This is a genomic window from Candidatus Pseudomonas phytovorans, assembly GCA_029202525.1.
Taxonomy (GTDB): Bacteria; Pseudomonadota; Gammaproteobacteria; order Pseudomonadales; family Pseudomonadaceae; genus Aquipseudomonas; species Aquipseudomonas phytovorans.
In genome coordinates this window covers 147,356-170,216 of record CP119325.1, presented here as the reverse complement: position 1 = coordinate 170,216, position 22,861 = coordinate 147,356, and the positions used below count along the sequence as shown (strand labels likewise).

The 22,861-nt window shown below is 62.2% G+C and carries 19 protein-coding genes; 14 read left to right on the top strand and 5 right to left on the bottom strand.

All coding sequences use genetic code 11. The features are described 5' to 3' along the window. Positions 1-138: 138 nt before the first annotated feature. On the top strand, positions 139-1,083 hold the full coding sequence (locus tag P0Y58_00710; protein ID WEK30745.1) for a GlxA family transcriptional regulator: 945 nt from the start codon (positions 139-141) through the stop codon (positions 1,081-1,083). Positions 1,084-1,199: 116 nt separating this feature from the next. Here the strand turns inward: P0Y58_00710 and P0Y58_00705 are convergent, their stop codons facing one another. Then, the gene (locus P0Y58_00705) at positions 1,200-1,601 is read right to left on the bottom strand and encodes a DUF1311 domain-containing protein (protein WEK30744.1); all 402 of its coding nucleotides are present in this window, start codon (positions 1,599-1,601) and stop codon (positions 1,200-1,202) included. A 284-nt stretch (positions 1,602-1,885) separates the two neighbouring features. On the opposite strand from P0Y58_00705, the gene P0Y58_00700 reads away from it, so the two are divergent. The 6 genes from P0Y58_00700 (at position 1,886) to P0Y58_00675 (ending at position 9,686) form a co-directional block, all read left to right on the top strand. Next, complete coding sequence (locus P0Y58_00700; GenBank protein WEK30743.1) at positions 1,886-2,863, top strand: dipeptidase; 978 nt, start codon at positions 1,886-1,888, stop codon at positions 2,861-2,863. Between the two features lie 77 nt (positions 2,864-2,940). Beyond that, positions 2,941-3,471, top strand: coding sequence for a DUF5943 domain-containing protein (locus P0Y58_00695; GenBank protein WEK30742.1), 531 nt, complete (start codon positions 2,941-2,943; stop codon positions 3,469-3,471). Between the two features lie 15 nt (positions 3,472-3,486). Continuing rightward, positions 3,487-5,547 carry a dimethylglycine demethylation protein DgcA gene (gene dgcA, locus P0Y58_00690; protein WEK30741.1) on the top strand — a complete coding sequence of 687 codons (2,061 nt, stop codon included), beginning with the start codon at positions 3,487-3,489 and terminating at the stop codon, positions 5,545-5,547. Between the two features lie 173 nt (positions 5,548-5,720). Beyond that, positions 5,721-7,673, top strand: a complete 1,953-nt coding sequence (gene dgcB / locus P0Y58_00685) for a dimethylglycine demethylation protein DgcB (protein ID WEK30740.1) — start codon at positions 5,721-5,723, stop codon at positions 7,671-7,673. Next, positions 7,673-8,905, top strand: a complete 1,233-nt coding sequence (locus P0Y58_00680; protein ID WEK30739.1) for an electron transfer flavoprotein subunit alpha/FixB family protein — start codon at positions 7,673-7,675, stop codon at positions 8,903-8,905. Before dgcB ends, P0Y58_00680 begins: the two co-directional genes overlap by 1 nt. Before the next feature lie 10 nt (positions 8,906-8,915). Further along, positions 8,916-9,686, top strand: coding sequence for an electron transfer flavoprotein subunit beta (locus P0Y58_00675; GenBank protein WEK30738.1), 771 nt, complete (start codon positions 8,916-8,918; stop codon positions 9,684-9,686). A 60-nt stretch (positions 9,687-9,746) separates the two neighbouring features. On the opposite strand, the gene P0Y58_00670 is transcribed toward P0Y58_00675, so the two are convergent. Further along, positions 9,747-9,962 carry a cold shock domain-containing protein gene (locus tag P0Y58_00670; GenBank protein ID WEK30737.1) on the bottom strand — a complete coding sequence of 72 codons (216 nt, stop codon included), beginning with the start codon at positions 9,960-9,962 and terminating at the stop codon, positions 9,747-9,749. Positions 9,963-10,574: 612 nt separating this feature from the next. On the opposite strand from P0Y58_00670, the gene P0Y58_00665 reads away from it, so the two are divergent. Then, on the top strand, positions 10,575-11,405 hold the full coding sequence (locus P0Y58_00665; GenBank protein ID WEK30736.1) for an RHS repeat-associated core domain-containing protein: 831 nt from the start codon (positions 10,575-10,577) through the stop codon (positions 11,403-11,405). A 78-nt stretch (positions 11,406-11,483) separates the two neighbouring features. Here P0Y58_00665 and gbcA read toward each other — a convergent pair whose 3' ends face one another. Next, the gene (gbcA, locus tag P0Y58_00660) at positions 11,484-12,776 is read right to left on the bottom strand and encodes a glycine-betaine demethylase subunit GbcA (protein WEK30735.1); all 1,293 of its coding nucleotides are present in this window, start codon (positions 12,774-12,776) and stop codon (positions 11,484-11,486) included. 294 nt (positions 12,777-13,070) lie between these two features. Here gbcA and gbcB point away from each other — a divergent pair, with 294 nt between their 5' ends. Continuing rightward, the gene (gene gbcB, locus P0Y58_00655; protein ID WEK30734.1) at positions 13,071-14,171 is read left to right on the top strand and encodes a glycine-betaine demethylase subunit GbcB; all 1,101 of its coding nucleotides are present in this window, start codon (positions 13,071-13,073) and stop codon (positions 14,169-14,171) included. 146 nt (positions 14,172-14,317) lie between these two features. On the opposite strand, the gene P0Y58_00650 is transcribed toward gbcB, so the two are convergent. Then, on the bottom strand, positions 14,318-15,943 hold the full coding sequence (locus tag P0Y58_00650; GenBank protein WEK30733.1) for a methyl-accepting chemotaxis protein: 1,626 nt from the start codon (positions 15,941-15,943) through the stop codon (positions 14,318-14,320). Positions 15,944-16,218: 275 nt separating this feature from the next. Here P0Y58_00650 and P0Y58_00645 point away from each other — a divergent pair, with 275 nt between their 5' ends. From P0Y58_00645 to mcpH, 3 genes are all read left to right on the top strand, one after another. Continuing rightward, on the top strand, positions 16,219-16,449 hold the full coding sequence (locus tag P0Y58_00645) for a hypothetical protein (protein WEK30732.1): 231 nt from the start codon (positions 16,219-16,221) through the stop codon (positions 16,447-16,449). Then, positions 16,446-16,748 carry a cell division protein ZapA gene (locus tag P0Y58_00640; protein WEK30731.1) on the top strand — a complete coding sequence of 101 codons (303 nt, stop codon included), beginning with the start codon at positions 16,446-16,448 and terminating at the stop codon, positions 16,746-16,748. The genes P0Y58_00645 and P0Y58_00640 overlap by 4 nt, the downstream gene beginning before the upstream one ends. Before the next feature lie 136 nt (positions 16,749-16,884). Further along, positions 16,885-18,822 (top strand): methyl-accepting chemotaxis protein McpH, encoded by a 1,938-nt coding sequence (mcpH, locus tag P0Y58_00635; protein ID WEK30730.1) that lies wholly within the window; start codon positions 16,885-16,887, stop codon positions 18,820-18,822. Between the two features lie 137 nt (positions 18,823-18,959). Here mcpH and P0Y58_00630 read toward each other — a convergent pair whose 3' ends face one another. After that, a complete protein-coding gene (locus tag P0Y58_00630) occupies positions 18,960-20,000 on the bottom strand; it encodes a low specificity L-threonine aldolase (GenBank protein ID WEK30729.1) in 1,041 nt (346 codons plus the stop codon). A 327-nt stretch (positions 20,001-20,327) separates the two neighbouring features. On the opposite strand from P0Y58_00630, the gene P0Y58_00625 reads away from it, so the two are divergent. Together P0Y58_00625 and P0Y58_00620 are read left to right on the top strand one after the other, a co-directional pair. Continuing rightward, the gene (locus tag P0Y58_00625; GenBank protein ID WEK30728.1) at positions 20,328-21,581 is read left to right on the top strand and encodes a serine hydroxymethyltransferase; all 1,254 of its coding nucleotides are present in this window, start codon (positions 20,328-20,330) and stop codon (positions 21,579-21,581) included. A gap of 15 nt (positions 21,582-21,596) precedes the next feature. Next, on the top strand, positions 21,597-22,847 hold the full coding sequence (locus P0Y58_00620) for a sarcosine oxidase subunit beta family protein (protein ID WEK30727.1): 1,251 nt from the start codon (positions 21,597-21,599) through the stop codon (positions 22,845-22,847). Positions 22,848-22,861 lie beyond the last annotated feature (14 nt).

The window sequence follows — 22,861 nt, the reverse complement described above, 5'->3', positions numbered from 1 at the left end:
CCATCGGCAGTGCATATTGTTATTGGGGGGCGGTCTCTGCGGACCGTGTGGATACGCTACGCTGGCGGCAGGGTGGGGAATCGCACCCTGGCGACCAACACTTGCACGGAGGCGACCACCTTTGCCGTGGAGCATGCAATGCCGCAAATCATTCATTTCCTGCTGTTGCCCGGGTTCTCGGCCATGGGCTTCATCAGTGCCCTGGAGCCGCTGCGGGTAGCCAACCGCTTCAAAGGCCCGTCGTACCGCTGGCAGGTACTGAGCCTGGATGGCGGCGCGGTGCAGGCCAGTAATGGCATGTCGGTGAACGCCGATGCGGCGCTGGCGGCGGGTGGGCCCTGTGGCATTCTGTTGATCGTGGCCGGTTTCGAACCACTGGCCTGTTTTGGTCCGGCGCTGCAGCAGGCGTTACGCCGGCTGGATCATGAAGGGGTGATTCTGGGCGGCATCGACACCGGCGCGGTGGTATTGGCGCAGGCCGGCCTGCTCGACGGCCACCGCGCCACCGTGCACTGGGAGGCACTGGAGGCGTTCAAGGAAAACTACCCGAGCCTGCAGGCCACCCAGGAGCTGTTCGAGATCGACCGGCGGCGCATTACCTGCGCTGGCGGTACGGCGTCGATCGACTTGATGCTTGACCTGATTGCCCAGGCGCATGGTAGTGAGCTGGCGGTGCAGGTGTCGGAGCAGTTCGTGCTTGGCCGTATCCGCCAGCGACAGGACCACCAGCGCATGCAGATCGCCAGCCGTTATGGCATCAGCAACAAGAAACTGGTGAAGGTGATTGGCGAAATGGAGCGCAATACCGAACAGCCGCTTAATACCCAGGTGCTGGCCGAAGGGGTACAGGTGACCCGACGGCAGCTGGAGCGGTTGTTTCGTGTGCATCTGGAGGACACGCCCAGTGGCTTCTATTTGCGACTGCGGCTGGATAAAGCCAGGCAGTTGTTGCGCCAGACCGACATGAGTGTGCTGGAGGTGGGGGTGGCGTGCGGGTTTGAATCGGCTTCGTATTTTACCCGCTGTTATCGGGCCCGATACCAGCGTTGCCCGCGGGAGGATCGTTTGGCCAGAGCTGTGTAGTTTTGCCTGTGCTGGCCTCTTCGCGGGCACGCCCGCTCCCACAGGTACTGCGCATTACTCACGACCAGCGCGGTCCCTGTGGGAGCGGGCGCGCCCGCGAAGAGGCCGGTACAGGTTTACTGCTGGCCAATGCTCTGCAAATACTCCGAGCGGTCATCACTGCGCTGCGCCACGCAGGTATCCCACGCCGCCTGGAACGCTTTGCTGCCGGGCTTCTCGGCATAGGTCTCGACCTTGCAATCAGCATCGCGCAGCTGCGTCCACAGCTTCTCGGCCGCGTCCATGCGCCCGACCAACGCGGTGGCCTGGTCACCCTCGTCGGCATACTGATCGCGGATGCGCTGGATCAGGTCGTCATACGCCGCTTTCAGTTCGCGCTCGGCGGTCTGTTTGTTGTAAGCCGCGCAGGCGTAAGTCTGCTGGTCGGTCTCGACGTTGTCGCACGGGGTGCTTTCTTCCTCGCCGGCCTGCGCGCCCGATACAACGGCCAGCAGTACCAGCCATGCCAATGATTTCATCCCTTATCTCCTCAACAGGCTGACGAATCGCAGGGATTCTCGCTCAGACGAAGGCGCGGCGGTAGCTACCTGTCCAAATGTTCATAAACCAGCCAGAAACGTCGTTATCGAGACTGTCTCTCATCGCCAACCAGCGTGCCAGAGGCCGTGTTGTCGCGCATTGACGCTTTCGGCAAACCCCCTGTCGTTTTTGCATCGGGGCGCCTTTGGGCACAGGCATATGCTGGCCCCAAAGCGCCGGCACAAGGTTTGGCGCCAACCATTCAATAAAAGGGGACAGCCTGATGAGCCCAGCCGAACTTCACGCCGACAGCATCGTCATCGACGGCCTGATCATTGCCAAATGGAACCGCGAGCTGTTCGAAGACATGCGCAAAGGCGGGCTGACTGCGGCCAACTGCACGGTGTCGGTTTGGGAAGGCTTCAAGGCCACGGTCGACCAGATCGCCGCCAGCCAGAAGCTCATCCGCGACAACAGCGACCTGGTCATGCCGGTACGCACCACCGCCGACATCCGCAAGGCCAAGGAACTGGGCAAGACCGGCATCCTGTTCGGCTTCCAGAACGCCCATGCCTTTGAAGATCAGATTGCCTACGTCGATGTGTTCAAGCAGCTGGGCGTGGGCATCGTGCAGATGTGCTACAACACCCAGAACCTGGTGGGCACCGGTTGCTACGAGCGTGACGGCGGCCTGTCCGGTTTCGGCCGCGAGATCGTGGCGGAAATGAACCGCGTCGGCATCATGTGCGACCTGTCCCATGTCGGCTCCAAGACTTCCGAAGAAGTCATCCTCGAATCGAAAAAACCGGTGTGCTACTCCCACTGCCTGCCGTCGGGCCTGAAAGAGCACCCGCGCAACAAGTCGGACGAAGAGCTGAAGTTCATCGCCGACCACGGCGGCTTTGTCGGTGTGACCATGTTCGCACCGTTCCTGGCCAAGGGCATCGACTCGACTATCGACGACTACGCCGAAGCCATCGAATACACCATGAACATCGTTGGTGAAGACGCCATCGGTATCGGCACCGACTTCACCCAGGGCCACGGCCAGGACTTCTTCGAGTACCTGACCCACGACAAGGGCTATGCCCGTCGCCTGACCAGCTTCGGCAAGATCATCAACCCGCTGGGCATCCGCACCGTGGGCGAATTCCCCAACCTCACCGAAACCTTGCTCAAGCGCGGCCATTCCGAGCGCGTGGTGCGCAAGATCATGGGCGAGAACTGGGTCAACGTCCTCAAGGACGTCTGGGGCGAATAAGCCGCTCTCCAAGCCTGATAGCCCCTGCCAGCAACGCCGGGGCACCTAAATAAAAATTTTTCTGGAGTTCAGTTTCCATGGCCAAGATCGCCCCGCAATTGCCAATCGAAGTCGACAGCGAGACCGGTGTCTGGACCAGCGACGCCTTGCCGATGCTGTATGTGCCGCGCCATTTCTTCGTCAACAACCACATTGGCATCGAGGAAGTGCTGGGCGCCGACGCCTATGCCGAGATCCTCTACAAGGCCGGCTACAAGTCCGCCTGGCACTGGTGTGAAAAAGAAGCCGAGTGCCATGGCCTGGAAGGCGTGGCGGTGTTCGAGCACTACATGAAGCGCCTGTCCCAGCGTGGCTGGGGCCTGTTCGAAATCCAGGACATCGACCTGGACAAAGGCACCTGCAGCGTCAAGCTCAAGCATTCCGCCTTCGTGTACGTGTACGGCAAGGTTGGCCGCAAGGTCGACTACATGTTCACCGGCTGGTTCGCCGGCGCGATGGACCAGATTCTCGCTGCCCGCGGCAGCTCGATCCGCACCGTGGCCGAACAGGTCTACGGCGGGTCGGAAGAAGGCCACGAAGATGGCCTGTTCGTTACAAAGCCGTTGTAAGCCGGAGATAGCGTCATGGCATTCGAAGCAATGTTCCAGCCGATCCAGATCGGCAAACTGACCATCCGCAACCGTGTGCTCAGCACCGCGCACGCCGAGGTCTACGCCACTGACGGCGGCATGACGACCGACCGCTACGTGAAGTACTACGAAGAGAAGGCCAAGGGCGGCATCGGCCTGGCGATCTGCGGCGGCTCGTCTGTCGTCGCCATCGACAGCCCGCAGGAGTGGTGGGCGTCGGTCAACCTGTCGACCGACCGCATCATCCCGCACTTCCAGAACCTGGCCGACGCCATGCACAAGCATGGCGCCAAGATCATGATCCAGATTACCCACATGGGCCGGCGCTCGCGCTGGGACGGCTTCAACTGGCCGACCCTGATGTCGCCGTCGGGTATCCGTGAACCGGTGCACCGCGCCACCTGCAAAACCATCGAGGTGGAAGAGATCTGGCGTGTCATCGGCAACTACGCGCAAGCCGCGCGTCGGGCCAAAGAGGGCGGCCTGGACGGCGTCGAACTGTCGGCGGTGCACCAGCACATGATCGACCAGTTCTGGAGCCCGCGGGTCAACAAGCGTACCGACGAGTGGGGCGGCAGCTTCGAAGGCCGTATGAAGTTCGGTATGGAAGTGCTGAAGGCCGTTCGTGCCGAGGTGGGTGACGACTTCTGCGTGGGCATGCGTATCTGTGGTGACGAGTTCCACCCCGATGGCCTCAGCCACGAGGACATGAAACAGATCGCCGCCTACTACGACGCCACCGGCATGCTCGACTTCATCGGCGTGGTCGGCTCGGGTTGTGACACCCACAACACCCTGGCCAACGTCATCCCCAACATGAGCTACCCGCCGGAGCCGTTCCTGCACCTGGCGGCCGGCATCAAGGAAGTGGTCAAGGTCCCTGTGCTGCACGCGCAGAACATCAAGGACCCGAACCAGGCCACGCGTATTCTCGAAGGCGGCTACGTGGACATGGTCGGCATGACCCGTGCGCACATGGCCGACCCGCACCTGATCGCCAAGATCAAGATGGGCCAGATCGACCAGATCAAGCAGTGCGTCGGTGCCAACTACTGCATCGACCGCCAGTACCAGGGCCTGGATGTGCTGTGCATCCAGAACGCCGCGACCTCCCGTGAATACATGGGCGTGCCGCACATCATCGAGAAGACTACCGGCGTCAAACGCAAGGTAGTGGTGGTTGGTGCCGGCCCGGCCGGCATGGAAGCGGCCCGCGTGGCTGCCGAACGTGGCCACGACGTGACCTTGTTCGAGAAAAAAGACCAGATCGGCGGGCAGATCACTATCGCCGCCAAGGCCCCGCAGCGTGACCAGATTGCCGGTATCACCCGCTGGTACCAACTGGAGCTGGCGCGGCTGAAGGTCGACCTGCGCCTGGGCACTGCCGCTGACGTGGAGACCATCCAGGACCTGCGCCCCGATGTGATCGTGCTGGCAGTGGGCGGCCATCCGTTCGTTGAGCAGAACGAGCACTGGGGCGCTGCCGAGGGGCTGGTGGTCAGCAGCTGGGACGTGCTCGACGGCAAGGTCGCGCCGGGCAAGAACGTGCTGGTGTACGACACCATCTGTGAATTCACCGGCATGTCCACGGCCGACTTCATCGCCGACAAGGGCAGCCAGGTCGAGATCGTGACCGACGACATCAAGCCGGGCGTGGCCATGGGCGGTACTACCTTCCCGACTTACTACCGCAGCATGTACCCGAAAGAAGTGATCATGACCGGCGACATGATGCTGGAAAAGGTCTACCGCGAAGGCGACAAGCTGGTGGCGGTGCTGGAAAACGAATACACCGGTGCGAAAGAAGAGCGCGTAGTCGACCAGGTGGTGATCGAGAACGGTGTGCGCCCTGACGAAGAGCTCTACTACGCGTTCAAGGAAGGCTCGCGCAACAAGGGCCAGATCGACGTGGAGGCGCTGTTCGCCATCAAGCCACAGCCGATCCTCAGCCAGCCGGGCGAGGGCTACCTGCTGTACCGCATCGGCGACTGCGTGGCCCAGCGCAACGTGCATGCGGCGATCTACGACGCCTTGCGCCTTTGCAAGGACTTCTGATCGCACTGTCGGCACACACCGGCCCCTGTGGGAGCGGGCGCGCCCGCGAAAGCGTCAGCATGAACAACAGAGTTGTCTGATCTGACGCATTCGCGGGCACGCCCGCTCCCACAGGGCCGGTGCAGGATTCCAGGGGCCTGAACCCCTTGCAACCGTTGTTGTGGGAGCCTCCCATGTTGAACACCCTTCTACCCATCCTGCTGTTCGCGGCCCTAGGCCTGGCAGTGCTCGGCGCCCTGCGCCGGGTGCGCATGTGGTGCCGTGGCCGGGCCGCCAAGGTCGACCTGATCGGCGGCTTGCTGGCCATGCCGCGCCGTTACCTGGTGGACCTGCACCACGTGGTCGAGCGCGACAAATACATGTCCAAGACCCACGTGGCCACCGCCGGCGGCTTCGTGCTGTCGGCTGCCTTGGCGATTCTGGTGCACGGCTTCGGCCTGCAGAGCAAAATCCTCGGCTACGCCTTGCTGGTGGCCACGGTGATCATGTTCACCGGCGCCCTCTTTGTCTTCAAGCGCCGCCTCAACCCGCCTGCGCGCCTGTCCAAGGGCCCGTGGATGCGCCTGCCGAAGAGCCTGCTGGCATTCGCCATGAGCTTCTTTATTGCCACCCTGCCGGTCGCCGGCATCCTGCCTGCCAACACCGGTGGCTGGGTGATGGTCGCTGTTCTGGGCCTGGGCGTGCTGTGGGGCGTGTCGGAGCTGTTCTTCGGCATGACCTGGGGCGGCCCGATGAAGCACGCCTTCGCCGGTGCCCTGCATCTGGCATGGCACCGCCGTGCCGAGCGCTTCGGCGGCGGTCGCTCCACCGGCCTCAAACCGCTGGACCTGGAAGACCCGAACGCGCCGCTGGGCGTGGAAAAGCCGGTGGACTTCACCTGGAACCAGCTGCTGGGCTTCGATGCCTGCGTACAGTGCGGCAAGTGCGAAGCCATGTGCCCGGCCTTTGCCGCCGGCCAGCCGCTGAACCCGAAAAAGCTGATTCAGGACATGGTCATCGGCCTGGCCGGTGGCACCGACGCCAAGTTCGCCGGTAGCCCGTACCCTGGCAAGCCGGTTGGTGAACACGGCGGCCACCCGCACCAACCGATCGTCAATGGCCTGGTCGACGCCGAAACGCTGTGGTCGTGCACCACCTGCCGCGCCTGCGTCGAGGAATGCCCGATGATGATCGAGCACGTCGATGCCATCGTCGACATGCGCCGGCACCTTACCCTGGAAAAAGGCGCCACCCCGAACAAGGGCGCCGAAGTGCTGGACAACCTGATCGCTACCGACAACCCGGGCGGCTTCGCCCCGGGTGGGCGCATGAACTGGGCTGCCGACCTCAACCTGCAACTGCTGTCGGAGGTGAAAACCACCGAGGTGCTGTTCTGGGTGGGCGATGGTGCTTTCGACATGCGCAACCAGCGTACCTTGCGCTCGTTCGTCAAGGTGCTGAAGGCCTCGGGCGTGGACTTTGCCGTGCTCGGCCTGGAAGAGCGCGACAGCGGCGACGTGGCGCGTCGCCTGGGCGACGAAGCGACCTTCCAGCAATTGGCCAAGCGCAACATCCAGACCCTGGCCAAGTACAAGTTCCAGCGCATCGTCACCTGCGACCCGCACAGCTTCCATGTGCTGAAAAACGAGTACGGCGCATTGGGCGGCGAGTACCAGGTGCAGCACCACAGCACATACATCGCAGAATTGATCGCGGCGAAAAAACTTAATCTGGGCCAGCACAAGGGCGGCAGCGTCACCTACCACGACCCGTGCTACCTGGGCCGTTACAACGGCGAGTATGAAGCGCCGCGTGAAGTGCTCAAGGCGCTGGGCATCGAAGTGCGCGAGATGCAGCGCTCGGGCTTCCGTTCCCGTTGCTGCGGCGGTGGCGGCGGCGCGCCGATCACCGACATCCCGGGCAAACAGCGTATCCCCGACATGCGCATGGACGACATTCGCGAAACCGAGGCCGAGCTGGTGGCCGTGGGTTGCCCGCAGTGCACCGCCATGCTCGAGGGTGTGGTCGAACCGCGCCCGCAGATCAAGGACCTGGCCGAGCTGGTAGCCGACGTACTGATCGAAGAAGACGCGCCGGCTGCCGCAAAGCCGCAAACGGCCAAACGTGAACCTGCGGAGGTGCACTGATGAGCGACATTATCCGCCGCGACCCACGCGCCGAGTGGATCGCCCGTAACCGCCTGCACCCGCTGCATGCAGCCATGCAGACGCAACAGACCAGCTGGATGGGGCCCAACGGCCTCATCCGCAAGAACCCCCATGCGATTGCCGCAGGCTTTGTCGGCCCGGCCGGCATCAAGCGCATCGACCGCAGCGGCGCTCAGCAGGGCACCGGTGTGGGCGGGCGGCGCACGGCGGCAGCCGAAGTCAAGTTGCCACTGCACCAGGTGCCTATGCCTGCGTTCTACATTGCCGTGGTGCCGGACATGGTCGGTGGCCGCCTGAGCAGCCACGACCGCGACCTGCTCGGCCTGGCCCACAGCCTGGCCGGCGGCGAGGGCGCGGTGCTGGCGGTGGTGTTTGGCGAGCACAAGGAAAGCAACTTTTCCACAGCCGGCGTCGACCGCCTGCTGGTCATCGAGGGCGAAGCCTTCGAGGGGTATGTGCCGGAGCAGCTGGTGCAAGGCCTGCGCGCTGTGGATAACCAGTTCACCCCGCGCCACTGGCTGCTGCCTGACAGCCGCAGCGGTGGCGGCGAGTTGGGCCGGCGCCTGGGCGCCGCGCTGGGCGAACGCCCGGCGACGCGGGTATGGCAAGTCAAGGACGGTCAGTGCATCGGCCGTGCCGGTGCTGGCCAGCAAGACCTGCAACGCGCCGTGCCACGCCTGATCCTGGCGGCGGCCGAGTGCGCCGAGCCGGTCAGCGAAACCCGTCACGAAGCGTTGCCGGTGGAGTTGTCCACAAGCGTGGCGCGCAGCTTGTCGCGTATCGAAGACCTGGGTTCGGTGGCCGTGGACCCGGCGACCATTGCCATGGCCGAGGCCGAGTTCATTGTCTCGGGCGGTAACGGGGTCAAGGACTGGGACTTGTACCACCAGGCCACGGCGGCCCTCGGCGCCACCGAAGGCGCGTCGCGTGTGGCGGTGGACGACGGTTTCATGCCACGCAACCGCCAGGTCGGTGCCACTGGTACCTGGGTCACCGCGCGCGTGTACATGGCAGTGGGTATCTCGGGCGCAATCCAGCACCTGCAGGGCATCGGCGCCTGCGACAAGGTGGTGGCGATCAACATGGACCCAGGCTGCGACATGATCAAACGGGCTGACCTGTCGGTGATTGGCGACAGCTCGGCGATTCTCAAGGCACTGATCGAGGCTGTGGAAAACTACCGCAGCGGCGGCCAGCGCGACGCGGCATAAGGGCACGAGCATGAGTACGAAAGTGATCAGCCTGGTTTCCATCGGTGCCCACCCAAGCTCCGGTCGCGCCCGCCGCGCCGAGCAGGATGCGCGCGCCGTGGAACTGGGTTTGCAACTGGCTGGGGATAACTTGCAGGTGGTACACGCGGGTGACCCGCACGAGGAAGCGCTGCGTGCTTACCTGGGCATGGGCCTTGAGCACCTGGACGTGCTGGAGCAACCGGCCGGTGCCGATGTGCTGGCCGTGCTGGGCGATTACCTGCGCGACGCCGGGGCGCAGCTGGTGCTGACCGGCAGCCAGGCCGAAACCGGCGAGGGGTCGGGCATGTTGCCGTTCCTGCTGGCCGAAAAACTTGGCTGGCCGTTGATCGTGGGGTTGGCCGAGGTAGAGTCGATCGACAATGGCACTGCCCAGGTATTGCAAGCCCTGCCGCGTGGTCAGCGGCGCCGGCTGAAGGTGCGCCTGCCGTTGCTGGCAACTGTGGATAACGCTGCGCCCAAGCCTCGGCAGAGCGCCTTCGGACCTGCGCGCCGGGGTGTGTTGGCGGCGCGAAACGTGGCCATTGTCGATGATGAACTGCTGGCCGATGCCGAGCTTCAACCGGCTCGCCCACGGCCCAAGCGGCTGAAGGTGATCAAGGCCAAGAGCGGTGCCGACCGCATGAAGGCGGCGACGGCCAAAGCCAGCGGCGGTGGCGGCAAGGTGCTGAAGGATGTTTCGCCCCAGGAAGGCGCCGAGGCCATCCTCAAGCTGCTGGTGGAAGAGGGCGTGCTGCGTTAGGACCGCACGCGATCGAGTTTAGGAGCGGCCTTGCGCCGCGATGGGCCGCTCCTACCGGTTTCAAGCGCTTCTGATGACATTGAAGGCCCAAAAGGCCAGGCCCTCCACCACCGGCTCGAAGGTCACCCGCTCCCCCTCCTGCAGCGTTGCTCTGCCAAGTATCAAGATCGCACTGCGCGCCACGAAGTAGTCGCCACTACCGTCATCAGCCCTGATCACCCCTAATCCGTTTACCGCATGGAACCACTTCACAGAGCCAGTCAGGCGCCTGTGCATAAGTGACCTCTTGCTAATGCCATAGTAGTGGCACTCAATCAAACACGAAGCGCGCTTCAGCGAAACTGGCAAAAATGTCAGGTCCTCGAATTATTGCCCACCGAATCTGTTCGCCAAGGTGTGGATAAAGTGTTGGTGCATGGCTGGGGGCTATATATGGCGAGGCTTACAGGGTTTTGATCATAAAGTGATCAGTCTGCGTTGGACGGATGCTGAGCAGATAGCGATGGCGCTGTCAGGTTTTGCCCACAATTGCTGTTGGCTGCTCTGTGGATAATCTGTTTGATACTATCTGGAACCCGCGCAGGTCGTGGCCTGTGAAGAATTGATCAAAAAACAATCAAATTGAATCGGTAGTCTTCTGATCCATGATTATCAGGGCCTTGAATCGCTTATCCACAACCCAATCGCTGCACGTTCGCGTTTTGCTCACAAACTCTGTTGGTGTTTCTGTGGGTAAGGTGTAGGGAGTCTTCTGTAGCCCAACATTTACGGTGCCTTGCTGTATTTGACCAAAAAATGATCAGCCATTCGTCCTGACATTTATGCCAGTAGGCTAACCTTCCAGTCCCCGCTACGGTATTCCTGACAGCTCATACTTGTGGATAACCTATGGCGACTCATTTATTGACGACAGATCTACAGCGCTCCGTGTTGCCAGGTCTGCACGCTTATTCACCTTACGGCTTCAGGAAAACCAGCCCAGCACGGGCGCTGGCTTTTGGTGGACAGCATCGCGATCCGCACACGGGCAACTATCCGTTGGGCAATGGCCGTCGTTTCTATAGCCCGACCCTGATGCGCTTCACGGCATGCGACTCGCTCAGTCCGTTTTCCAAGGGCGGCATCAATGGATACGTCTACTGTGGCGGCGATCCGGTAAACCGGCATGACCCAAGCGGCGCATTCTGGGGCGCCATACTCAGGGGCGTTGGCTTGCTCTCCAGCGGAGCCACCTTCTCGGGCGCGGTCGTTCGAACAATGAAGAATGTGGTCGGGAACAGGATGGCCAAGGCGGCTAACAGCGGGGCGAATTCCTCTCCTGCTCCTCATGAGGACCTACCGACGCTATCCAGAGCTTCGAACCAGCAGTTCAGCATGACCGGCGCTTTTGGCGTAGCAGGGCAGGTGGTCGCCGCCGCCAACGGGGTGACCCCAGGTGTTCAGAACGCCGTGGATCTATTGGCTCTAGGAAATACGGTCACGAACTTTAGCGGCGGTTTGACAGGGAATTTTGCCGCAGGACGTGAAGTGGTCAGCTACTTGCGGGCTAATCCCCGTGAGACTCCAGGGGTATTGTGGGAGACCTTCATGGATTTGACGATGCTGGACGAGATGCTCTCTACCGTAGGCCGTGGGCTTACATACGCAGGCAGAGGATTTGTAGCTGCTGCGAACTGGATCAGGTCGCCACGACCGGTCCCTCATGATGTCCAGGTATAAGGAGATCTCCGAGCATACGGTTTGCCTGGCGCGCTCAAGCGGTTGAGTCCGAAGCGCTGCCAGGTCACCGATGATGGTCTACTGCGCCTGCACTTCCCTCAGATAAGGCGCCGGCTCCGCCCCCAGGTTCTCCAGCACCCGCTGGCTGTACCAGTCAATGAAGTTCACAACACCAAACTCGTAGGTTTTCGAGTACGGCCCAGGCTGGTAAGCCGTTGAGTTGATGCCGCGCTGGTTCTCTTCCGCCAACCGGCGATCCTGGTCGTTGGTGGCGTCCCATACCTTGCGCATGCGCTCCGGGTCGTAATCCACGCCTTCCACAGCATCCTTGTGCACCAGCCACTTGGTGGTGACCATGGTTTCTTGCGCACTGATCGGCCACACGGTGAACACGATGATGTGGTCGCCCATGCAGTGGTTCCACGAGTGCGGCAGGTGCAGGATGCGCATCGAGCCCAGGTCCGGGTTCTTGATGCGGCCCATCAGCTTCTGGCAGGCCTGCTTGCCGTCCATGGTCATCGACACCGTGCCCTTGAGCAGCGGCATACGCACGATACGGTTACGCAGGCCGTGGCTCTTGTGCAGGTACGGGATTTTCTCGGCGTCCCAGGCGGCAGCGGAACTGGCCACGTGGTCCTTGAATTCCTGGCTGGCGCGCGGGTCGTTGGTGTCGTCCCACTCCAGCAGGGTTTGCAGCAGTTCCGGGTGTGAGCCGGAGCAGTGGTAGCACTCGCGGTTGTTTTCCAGCACCAGCTTCCAGTTGGCCTTTTCCATCAAGGTGGTGTGCACCGCCACCTTGGTGTTCTCCATGTCGTACGGTTCCATGTAGTGGTCCAATGTGGCCAGGAACTCGTCGATAGCAGGTGGGTTTTCTGCGAGGCTGATGAAGATGTAGCCGCCGGCTACCTTCACATTCACCGGCTTCAGGCCGTATTCCTTCATGTCGAAGTCCGCGCCCATTTCGGTGCCGGCGAACAGCAGGCGGCCGTCCAGTTCATACGTCCACTGGTGGTAATGGCAGACCAGCTTTGCCACTTTGCCTTTGTCGCTGACGCACAAACGCGAACCGCGGTGGCGGCAGACGTTATGGAAGGCGTGAATCTTGCCTTCGGTACCACGCACCACCAGAATCGGGTTCTTGCCGATCTGCAGGGTGATGTAGTTGCCTTTCGCCGGAATCTCGCAAGTCATGCCGGCGATCAGCCATTCTTTATGGAAGATCTCCTGCATGTCGATCTGGAACAGACGCTCGTCGGTGTAGAAAGGCTGAGGCAGCGAGTAGGTTCGCTCGCGGGTCTGCAACATCTCGGCGGTGGCCTTGCGTGCAGGTTCCAGTGGATCGCCCAGGCTCAGGGTTGCGGTGACGTCCATCGTGTATTCCTCGGGGCCGTGTGCGGCCGGCAAAAGGTGGCTAATCATTGTTTTGGTGCCGCAAGGCTGCCTACAAAAAGTGGCAGGTTCTTTTGCCGTGGAGTGTGCGTCCGAAGCTGCCGCGAACCGTATCCATGGGCGACATGGCCGATGTGAATTACGACGCGCCAGCCCTTGTAGTGCGGGGCTGGTCGCGATAAGCACGCCGATGTCGCTGGCAGGAATGTACGCCGCCCTCAGCTTGCGCATTATCCAAGCCATAAAAAGCCCGATAGTCGGCTGCTGGAGATGAACATGTCCGATACCTTCCTCAATCCGGTCACCACCCAGACCTGGGCCAACGGCCGCCACATCGTGCGCTGCGTCAAGGTCATCCAGGAGACCTGGGATGTGCGCACCTTCTGCTTCATGGCCGACCAGCCGATCATGTTCTTCTTCAAGCCCGGGCAGTTCGTAACCCTGGAGTTGGAGATCGAAGGCAAGCCGGTGATGCGTTCCTACACCATCTCCAGTTCGCCGTCGGTGCCCTACAGCTTTTCGATCACCGTCAAGCGCGTGCCGGGCGGCCTGGTGTCGAACTTTCTGCATGACACCATGCACGAGGGCGCCGAGTTGCCGGTGCACGGCCCGGTGGGGCTGTTCAACGCCATCGACTTCCCGGCCGGCAAGGCGCTGTACTTGTCGGGCGGCGTGGGCATTACCCCGGTCATGTCGATGGCGCGCTGGTTCTACGACACCAACGCCAATGTCGACATGGTGTTCGTACACAGTGCCCGTTCGCCGAAGGACATCATCTACCACCGCGAGCTGGAACAAATGGCCTCGCGCATTCCCAACTTCAGCCTGCACATCATCTGTGAGAAGCACGGGCTGGGTGAGCCATGGGCGGGTTATCGCGGCTACCTTAACCAGCGTTTGATGGAGCTGATCGCGCCGGACTACATGGAGCGCACGGTGTTCTGCTGCGGCCCGACGCCGTACATGACCGCCGTCAAACGCATGCTCGAAGCGGTCGGCTTCGACATGAAGAACTACCACGAGGAATCGTTCGGCGCGACTCCGCCAGAGGCCAAGGCCGATGCGGTGGAACATGCCGAGCAGGCGGCAGATGCGCCGGAGCTGGATGTATCTGACCTCAATCTGGTGGAGTTCATCGGCAGCGAGAAGAGCATCCGCATCGCCCCGGGCGAGACCGTGCACGCGGCGGCTGCCAAGGTCGGGCTGATGATCCCGAAAGCCTGCGGCATGGGCATCTGCGGCACCTGCAAGGTGCTCAAGCTGGGCGGCGAAGTGGAGATGGATCACAACGGTGGTATTACTGAAGAGGATGAAGCCGAGGGCTACATCCTGTCGTGCTGCAGCGTGCCGAAAGGGGATGTGCGGATCGATTACTGATCCGAAACTGCAGGGGGCTGCTGCGCAGCCCATTCGCGGGACAAGCCCGCTCCCACAAGTACCCCGCTGCCTCAGGCTGAGTAGAGAACCTGTGGGAGCGGGCTTGTCCCGCGAATGGGCCGCAAAGCGGCCCCGGTTTTCTGAAGTCAGGTACGGAAGCGTGCCACCAACCCATTCAAGTCCACGGCAAGGCGCGACAACTCTGCACTCGCCGCGCTGGTCTGATGCGCCCCGGTAGCGCTCTGCACCGACAGGTCGTTGATGTTCACCAGGTTGCGGTCCACTTCCCGCGCCACCTGCGCCTGCTCTTCCGCCGCGCTGGCAATTACCAGGTTACGTTCGTTGATCTGCGCCACTGCCCCGGCAATGGTATCCAGCGCCATGCCTGCGCCCTTGGCGATATTCAGTGTGGACTCGGCGCGTTCGGTGCTGGTGCGCATCGACTCCACTGCTTGCTGGGTGCCGCCCTGGATGGTGCCGATCATGCGCTCGATCTCGCTGGTCGACTGTTGGGTGCGATGGGCCAGTGCCCGCACTTCATCCGCCACCACGGCAAAACCACGGCCCGCTTCACCCGCACGCGCCGCTTCGATGGCAGCATTCAGTGCCAGCAGGTTGGTCTGGTCGGCCAGGCCGCGGATCACATCCAGCACCTTGCCGATATCACGCGACTGCTCGGCCAGGTGGGTGATCAATTTGGCAGTGGCCTGCACATCACCGCTCATACGCTCGATGGCGCCTACGGTCTCCATCACCAGGTCACGACCGTCGCCAGTCGAACGGCTGGCTTCACTGGACGCTTCGGAAGTGCTCACGGCATTGCGCGCCACTTCTTCCACCGCACTGGTCATTTCCGTAACGGCAGTGGCAGCTTGTTCGATTTCGTTGTTCTGTTGCTGTAAGCCACGGGCGCTTTCGTCGGTGACGGCATTCAGCTCTTCGGCCGCTGAGGCCAGCTGGGTCGCGGAGCCGGCGATCAGTTGCAGCGTGTCGCGCAGCTTGTCTTGCATACGGGCCATGGCGCGCAGCAAGCGGGCGGCTTCGTCGGTGCCTTCGGCACGGATGACGTGGGTCAGGTCACCGTCGGCAACCTGCTCGGCGCTCTTGAGCGCTTCCTCGATCGGCTTGACGATGCTGCGGGTCAGCAGGAAGGCGCAGGCGAACGTCAGCACGGTGGCCGCGACCAACAGGCCAATGACCAAGGCGAATGCCGCGGCGTACTGGTTGGCGGCCTTCTCGTTGGTGGCACGGGTCTGGTCGGTGTTGATGCGCACCAGGTTGTCCATGACCTTGTTGATCTGCTCGGAGTTGGCCAGCAGGTCACGGTTGAGCAGGTCGCGCAGTTCGTCGGTGCGGTCCGCCTGGCTCAGCGTGCGCATGCGCGATTCCAGCTGGCGGTATTGGTTGAGCAACTGGCCATACTCGTCGAACGCGGCCTGTTCGTCGGCGGCGCTGATCATCGGCAGATAAGCCTGGCGCGCACGGTCGATCTGGCTGTTGCGCTGGTCTAGCAGGTTGAGGGTGTCGCGCTGGGTTTCCGGCTCACGGTTGAGCAGCAGCCGGTAGGAGAGGGTGCGCATGCGCAGGTTCAGCGCGGTGAGCTCGTCGAGGGTCTTGATGCTGGGCACGCTGACCTGTTCGATGACCACGCCGGCCTGGCGGATGTTACCCATTTGTACCAGCGAGAAGGTACCGAGGCCGAGCATCAGCAGGCCGATCAGCGCGAAACCGAGCAGCGCGCGCGGGGCGATATTCATGTTGCGTAAAGACATGGAGGGGAGGGTCCAGGCAAGGGGGAAGGGTGCGCAAGGTGCGACAAAACAAGACTTGTCGGGCTATCGGTCGTGACTGATCAGTCTTGAGTGCGACCCGCTCATTTTGTGAGCTGGCTAACCTTTTCCTGACCGGCGGTTGATCCAGGTCGGAACAAGGGGGTGGTTACCCTGTCAATCTGCGGGTTAGACACCTTATGAATCCGATATTTAATGGCGATGGGCCGCAGTTTTCTTTATCGTGTGCGCCCCTCGCAACAACCTGAGATAGACCCATGCTGGAAGCTTCCCTGAATCAAATCGAGCAACTGGTCAGCGACCTGATGCAGAAAAACGCTCAACTCACCGAGCAGAACACCACCCTTGGTACGCAACTGGCCCAGGCCAAAGAAGAGAACGAAACCCTGCAGCTGTCGCTGATGGAGCAGGAAGAGAAGAACGGCAGCACCGCCGCCCGCCTGCAGGCCCTGGTTGATCGCGCCAGCGCTGGCGTTGTTGGCGCATGAGATTGCAAGAGCAGCCGGTCAATGTGGTGTCGATTCTCGGCATCGACTATTCGATCAAGGCGCCCGAAGGCCAGGAAGAAACCCTGGCCCAGGCGGTGCGGATGCTCAACACCGCCCTGAACGAAACCAAGCGTCAGTACCCGACCCTGATCGGTGACAAACTGCTGGTGCTGGCTGCCCTTAACCTGTGCTCCAAACAGGTTGAACTGCAGAAAGAACACCAGCAGACCCTGGCGCGCACCCAGGCGCAGATCGACGCTACCGTGGATGCGATCGTTCGGACCATCGCAGAGCAGTAAGATCCTGCACCGTCCCCTGTGGGAGCGGGTGAACCCGCTCCCACAGGGTGCATATGATTGCTTCAGATCACTGGATTAACTGGATACGCGAGTGTATACACTTTCCGCAAAACAATAATGTTGCGGGGAGTAGGGCATGGGTATCTTGCGCAAGAGCATCCAGTGGCAATTGATCACCAGCATGGGCGCCGCCCTGCTGGCGAGCATCCTTGTCGTGGTCATCATCTTCACCGTGGCGCTGAACCGCCTCACCGAACGCTATCTGGTCGACACTGCTCTGCCAGCCAGTATCGAAGCCATTCGCAATGACATTGAGCGCATGCTCGGCCAGCCACTCACGGCGGCTGCGGACATTGCTGGCAATACCCTGCTGCGCGACTGGCTCGCGACGGGCGAAGACCCCGCCCAAGCCCCTCATTTTCTCGAATACCTGCAAGCAGCCAAACAGCGCAATCACGCCTTCACCACGCTGTTCGTCTCAACTGAAACCGGCCATTACTACAACGAGAATGGACTGGACCGCACCCTCAGCCGCAGCAACCCCAAAGACAAGTGGTTCTACGGCTACATCGACAGCGGCGCCGAGCGCCTGATCAACATCGATATCGATGGGGCCACCGGTGAGCTGGCGCTGTTCATCGACTACCGCGTGGAGAAGAATGGCCAACTGGTCGGCGTGGCCGGCATGGGCCTGCTGATGACCGAACTGTCGAAATTGATCCACGACTTCAGCTTCGGCGAGCATGGCAAGGTGTTCCTGGTGCGTAACGACGGCTTGATCCAGGTGCACCCGGACGCAGCCTTCAGTGGCAAGCGCCAGCTCACCGAGCAGCTCGGCGCAGAGGCTGCCAAGGCAGTGATGAGCGGTGGCGTGAGCCTGATCAGCAGCCGCTTCAATCGTGACGGCGAAAGCTATCTGGCACTTGGCCTGCCTTTGCGCGACCTCAATTGGACCCTGGTGGCTGAGGTGCCGGAAGCGGAAATTTACGCACAAATGCATCAGGCGGTATGGCTGACCAGCCTGATCGGTGGCGGCGTGGCCCTGGTGTCGTTGCTGCTGGTGGTGCTGCTGGCGCGCGGCCTGGTACGGCCGATCCGCCGCGTTACCGCCGCCCTGGTACAGATTGGCAGCGGTGCGGGCGACCTCAGCCACCGTCTGGATGATACGCGCCAGGACGAACTGGGCGACCTGGCCCGGGGCTTCAACCGCTTTCTCGACAGCCAGCGCAGCCTGATTGGCGAGGTGTTGCAGACTTCCGAAAGGCTACATCGGGCGGTTGAGCAAGTGACCCAAGTGGTGGACAACACCGCCGAGCGCTCAGGGCGGCAACAGGAAATGACCGAAATGGTTGCCACTGCCGTACACGAAATGGGCCTGACCGTGCAGGATATTGCTCGCAATGCCGGGGATGCGGCGCAGGCCTCGCAGTCGGCACGGGATGAGGCCATGCAGGCGCGTGAGGTGGTGCGGCGTTCGATTCAGGGCATCGAAGGCATGTCGGGCGACATCGGCAAAGCGGCTGATGCTGTTAGCCAGTTGGCGGACGAAGTAGCCTCTATCGATGAAGTTTTAGCGGTGATCCGTAGTATTTCCGAACAGACCAATTTGCTGGCGCTGAACGCTGCCATTGAAGCGGCGCGGGCAGGGGAGATGGGGCGTGGGTTTGCCGTGGTGGCGGACGAAGTGCGCACGCTGGCACGGCGTACCCAGCTGTCCACCGACGAAGTGCAGCAGATGATCCAGCGCCTGAAGCAGGGCGCAGGGTCAGCGGTAAGTTCGATGCATGCGGGGCAGCAGGCGACCGGCAGTGGCGTGGAATCGAGCCAGCGCACCGGGGCGTCACTGGGGGCGATTACCGACCAGGTGGAGCACATCAGCGACATGAACCACCAGGTGGCTACGGCGACTGAAGAGCAGTCGGCGGTGACCGAGGAGATCAACCGCACGGTGCAGGGGATTTCCGATCTGGCGCGGGAGACGGCGGCGGAGGTGCAAGGCTGCCGTGAGGAGTGCCAGGCGTTGCGTGGCTTGGCAGATGACCTGGCGCGGCAGATGGGCGGGTTCAGGCTTTAGATTGCCGGGGCCGCTTCGCGGCCCATCGCGACACAAGGCCGCTCCTACAAGGGACCGCATTCCCAGGCCGGCAACGGGGTCCTTTGTAGGAGCGGCCTTGTGTCGCGAAAGGAGGGCAAAGCCCTCCCGGCAATCTGTCAGGCAGTAATGATGCTGCGGATATCCGCAGCCAGCTCGCGCACCCGCTCTTCCTCGGTATCCCACGAGCACATGAACCGCGCCCCACCGCTGCCAATAAAGGTATAGAACCGCCACCCCTTGCCCCGCAGCGCTTCAATCGCATGCTCGGGCATTTGCAGAAACACCCCGTTGGCCTCCACCGGGAACATCAGCTCCACCCCCGGCAAATCACTCACCAACGACGCCAGCAACTGCGCGCAATGGTTGGCGTGCTTGCCATGGCGCAACCAGGCGCCATCTTCCAGCAGGCCCACCCACGGCGCCGACAGGAAGCGCATTTTCGACGCCAGTTGCCCGGCCTGCTTGCAGCGGTAGTCGAAGTCTTCGGCCAACTGGCGGTTGAAGAACAGGATCGCCTCGCCCACTGCCATGCCGTTCTTGGTGCCGCCAAAGCACAGTACATCGACGCCGGCCTTCCAGGTCAGCTCGGCCGGGCTGCAGCCCAGAAATGCGCAGGCATTGGTAAAGCGCGCGCCGTCCATGTGCAGGTTCAGGCCCAGCTCCTTGCACGTGGCGCTGATCGCCTTGAGCTCGTCGGGGCGGTACACGGTACCCACTTCAGTAGCCTGGGTGATGGTCACCACGCGCGGCTTGGGGTAGTGGATGTCCTGGCGCTTGAGCGCCACTTCGCGGATCGACTCGGGCGTCAGCTTGCCGTTGACGCTGGCCGCCGTCAGCAGTTTGGAACCGTTGGAGAAGAACTCCGGCGCGCCGCACTCGTCGGTTTCGACGTGGGCGGTCTCGGAGCAGATCACGCTGTGGTAGCTCTGGCACAGCGAGGCCAGGGCCAGGGAGTTGGCGGCGGTGCCGTTGAAAGCGAAAAACACCTCGCAGTCGGTTTCGAACAGGTTGCGGAAGTATTCCGAGGCGTGCTCGGTCCACTGATCGTCGCCGTAGGCGCGGTCGTGGCCCTGGTTGGCCTTTTCCATCGCCGCCCAGGCTTCTGGGCAGATACCGGAATAGTTGTCGCTGGCGAATTGTTGGCTCTTATCTGTCATGACACGGTCCTGTGAACGACGCAGAACAGCACTCTAAACCATCGATTCAGCGGTTGCCTATACAACCCGTGCATCGGCTGATTTCTGTTCATCCTGTGCCGGCCTCTTCGCGGGCACGCCCGCTCCCACAATGGTCCTGCACACGCCAATCACTGTGGGAGCGGGCGTGCCCGCGAAGAGGCCGGCATGGGCGACACAAAGACAATGTCGTAAACGCGCCATTGCAAGGCGTGCGCAGGCATCTGACTCGCCCCGCCCAGTCATAACATCGCCACAAAGGGCCACAGTGCCCCACGACAAAAAACGATCGCTGCCGGGAGATACATGATGTTCAGCAAGCAAGACCAGATCCAGGGTTACGACGACGCACTGCTGGCGGCGATGAATGCCGAAGAACAGCGCCAGGAAGATCACATCGAACTGATCGCCTCGGAGAACTACACCAGCAAGCGCGTCATGCAGGCCCAAGGCAGCGGCCTGACCAACAAATACGCCGAAGGCTACCCAGGCAAGCGCTACTACGGTGGCTGCGAGCACGTGGACAAGGTAGAAGCCCTGGCCATCGAGCGCGCCAAGCAGCTGTTCGGTGCCGACTACGCCAACGTCCAGCCGCACTCCGGTTCTTCGGCCAACGGTGCTGTGTACCTGGCCCTGCTGCAGGCTGGTGACACCATTCTTGGCATGAGCCTGGCTCACGGTGGCCACCTGACCCACGGCGCCAAGGTGTCGTCCTCGGGCAAGCTGTATAACGCTGTTCAATACGGCATCAACACCGACACCGGCCTGATCGACTACGACGAAGTCGAGCGCCTGGCCGTCGAGCACAAGCCGAAAATGATCGTTGCCGGTTTCTCGGCCTACTCCAAGACCCTCGACTTCCCACGCTTCCGCGCCATCGCCGACAAGGTCGGTGCGCTGCTGTTCGTCGACATGGCCCACGTTGCTGGCCTGGTTGCCGCTGGCCTGTACCCGAACCCGATCCCGTTCGCCGATGTGGTGACCACTACCACCCACAAGACCCTGCGCGGCCCGCGTGGCGGCCTGATCCTGGCCAGGTCGAACGAAGAGATCGAGAAAAAGCTGAACGCCGCTGTATTCCCGGGCGCCCAGGGCGGTCCGCTGATGCACGTCATCGCCGCCAAGGCAGTGTGCTTCAAAGAGGCACTGGAGCCTGAGTTCAAGAGCTACCAGAAGCAGGTCATCGAAAACGCCCAGGCCATGGCCCAGGTGTTCATCGACCGTGGCTACGACGTTGTTTCCGATGGCACCGACAACCACCTGTTCCTGGTCAGCCTGATTCGTCAGGGCCTTACCGGTAAAGATGCCGACGCCGCCCTGGGCCGCGCGCACATCACCGTCAACAAGAACGCCGTGCCGAACGACCCACAGTCGCCGTTCGTCACCTCGGGCCTGCGCATCGGCACCCCGGCCGTCACCACCCGTGGCTTCAAGGTTGCCCAGTGCGTGGCCCTGGCCGGCTGGATCTGCGACATCCTCGACAACCTCGGTGACGCAGACGTCGAAGCCGATGTGGCGAAGAACGTCGCGGCGCTGTGCGCAGACTTCCCTGTTTACCGCTGAGTGGAGTAAACGACCATGCAACGCTACTCGGGCTTCGGCCTCTTCAAACACTCCCTCAGCCACCACGAAAACTGGCAGCGCATGTGGCGCACGCCGACCCCTAAAAAGGTCTATGACGTGGTTATCGTTGGCGGTGGCGGCCATGGCCTGGCCACGGCCTACTACCTGGCCAAAGAGCACGGCATCACCAACGTTGCCGTGATCGAGAAAGGTTACCTGGGCGGCGGCAACACCGCCCGTAACACCACCATCGTGCGTTCCAACTACCTGTGGGACGAGTCGGCGCAGCTGTACGAGCACGCCATGAAACTGTGGGAAGGCCTGTCGCAGGACATCAACTACAACGTGATGTTCTCCCAGCGTGGCGTGTACAACCTGTGCCACACCCTGCAGGACATTCGTGACTCCGAGCGCCGCGTCAGCGCCAACCGCCTCAACGGCGTGGACGGCGAGCTGCTGAACACTGCTCAGGTTGCGGCTGAAATCCCGTACCTGGATTGCTCGAAGAACACCCGTTACCCGATCCTTGGCGCAACCGTTCAGCGCCGTGGTGGCGTGGCTCGTCACGACGCCGTGGCCTGGGGCTATGCCCGTGCCGCTGACGCCCTGGGCGTGGACCTGATCCAGCAGACCGAAGTGATCGGTTTCCGCAAGGAAAACGGCGCGGTCATCGGTGTGGAAACCAACAAAGGCTTCATCGGCGCCAAGCGCGTCGGTGTGGTCACTGCCGGTAACTCCGGGCACATGGCCAAGCTGGCCGGTTTCCGACTGCCGCTGGAATCGCACCCGCTGCAGGCGCTGGTATCCGAGCCGATCAAGCCGATCATCGACAGCGTGATCATGTCCAACGCAGTACACGGCTACATCAGCCAGTCCGACAAGGGCGACCTGGTGATCGGTGCGGGTATCGACGGCTGGGTCGGCTACGGCCAGCGCGGTTCGTACCCGGTGATCGAGCACACCCTGCAGGCCATCGTCGAGATGTTCCCCAACCTCTCGCGCGTGCGCATGAACCGTCAGTGGGGCGGCATCGTGGATACCTCGCCAGACGCCTGCCCGATCATCACCAAGACCCCGGTCAAGAACATGTTCTTCAACTGCGGTTGGGGCACGGGCGGCTTCAAGGCGACCCCGGGTTCGGGCAACGTCTTCGCCGCGAGCCTGGCCAAGGGCGAAATGCACCCACTGGCCGCGCCGTTCTCCATGGACCGTTTCTACAACGGCGCACTGATCGACGAACACGGCGCTGCCGCCGTCGCCCACTAACCGGAGACACCGTC

What these genes read in the sequence shown, in the direction of transcription:
- P0Y58_00710 (WEK30745.1), top strand. Translation starts at nt 139, where the DNA reads ATGCCGCAAATCATTCATTTCCTGCTGTTGCCCGGGTTCTCGGCCATG.
- P0Y58_00705 (WEK30744.1), bottom strand. Translation starts at nt 1,601, where the DNA reads ATGAAATCATTGGCATGGCTGGTACTGCTGGCCGTTGTATCGGGCGCG.
- P0Y58_00700 (WEK30743.1), top strand. Translation starts at nt 1,886, where the DNA reads ATGAGCCCAGCCGAACTTCACGCCGACAGCATCGTCATCGACGGCCTG.
- P0Y58_00695 (WEK30742.1), top strand. Translation starts at nt 2,941, where the DNA reads ATGGCCAAGATCGCCCCGCAATTGCCAATCGAAGTCGACAGCGAGACC.
- dgcA (WEK30741.1), top strand. Translation starts at nt 3,487, where the DNA reads ATGGCATTCGAAGCAATGTTCCAGCCGATCCAGATCGGCAAACTGACC.
- dgcB (WEK30740.1), top strand. Translation starts at nt 5,721, where the DNA reads ATGTTGAACACCCTTCTACCCATCCTGCTGTTCGCGGCCCTAGGCCTG.
- P0Y58_00680 (WEK30739.1), top strand. Translation starts at nt 7,673, where the DNA reads ATGAGCGACATTATCCGCCGCGACCCACGCGCCGAGTGGATCGCCCGT.
- P0Y58_00675 (WEK30738.1), top strand. Translation starts at nt 8,916, where the DNA reads ATGAGTACGAAAGTGATCAGCCTGGTTTCCATCGGTGCCCACCCAAGC.
- P0Y58_00670 (WEK30737.1), bottom strand. Translation starts at nt 9,962, where the DNA reads ATGCACAGGCGCCTGACTGGCTCTGTGAAGTGGTTCCATGCGGTAAAC.
- P0Y58_00665 (WEK30736.1), top strand. Translation starts at nt 10,575, where the DNA reads ATGGCGACTCATTTATTGACGACAGATCTACAGCGCTCCGTGTTGCCA.
- gbcA (WEK30735.1), bottom strand. Translation starts at nt 12,776, where the DNA reads ATGGACGTCACCGCAACCCTGAGCCTGGGCGATCCACTGGAACCTGCA.
- gbcB (WEK30734.1), top strand. Translation starts at nt 13,071, where the DNA reads ATGTCCGATACCTTCCTCAATCCGGTCACCACCCAGACCTGGGCCAAC.
- P0Y58_00650 (WEK30733.1), bottom strand. Translation starts at nt 15,943, where the DNA reads ATGTCTTTACGCAACATGAATATCGCCCCGCGCGCGCTGCTCGGTTTC.
- P0Y58_00645 (WEK30732.1), top strand. Translation starts at nt 16,219, where the DNA reads ATGCTGGAAGCTTCCCTGAATCAAATCGAGCAACTGGTCAGCGACCTG.
- P0Y58_00640 (WEK30731.1), top strand. Translation starts at nt 16,446, where the DNA reads ATGAGATTGCAAGAGCAGCCGGTCAATGTGGTGTCGATTCTCGGCATC.
- mcpH (WEK30730.1), top strand. Translation starts at nt 16,885, where the DNA reads ATGGGTATCTTGCGCAAGAGCATCCAGTGGCAATTGATCACCAGCATG.
- P0Y58_00630 (WEK30729.1), bottom strand. Translation starts at nt 20,000, where the DNA reads ATGACAGATAAGAGCCAACAATTCGCCAGCGACAACTATTCCGGTATC.
- P0Y58_00625 (WEK30728.1), top strand. Translation starts at nt 20,328, where the DNA reads ATGTTCAGCAAGCAAGACCAGATCCAGGGTTACGACGACGCACTGCTG.
- P0Y58_00620 (WEK30727.1), top strand. Translation starts at nt 21,597, where the DNA reads ATGCAACGCTACTCGGGCTTCGGCCTCTTCAAACACTCCCTCAGCCAC.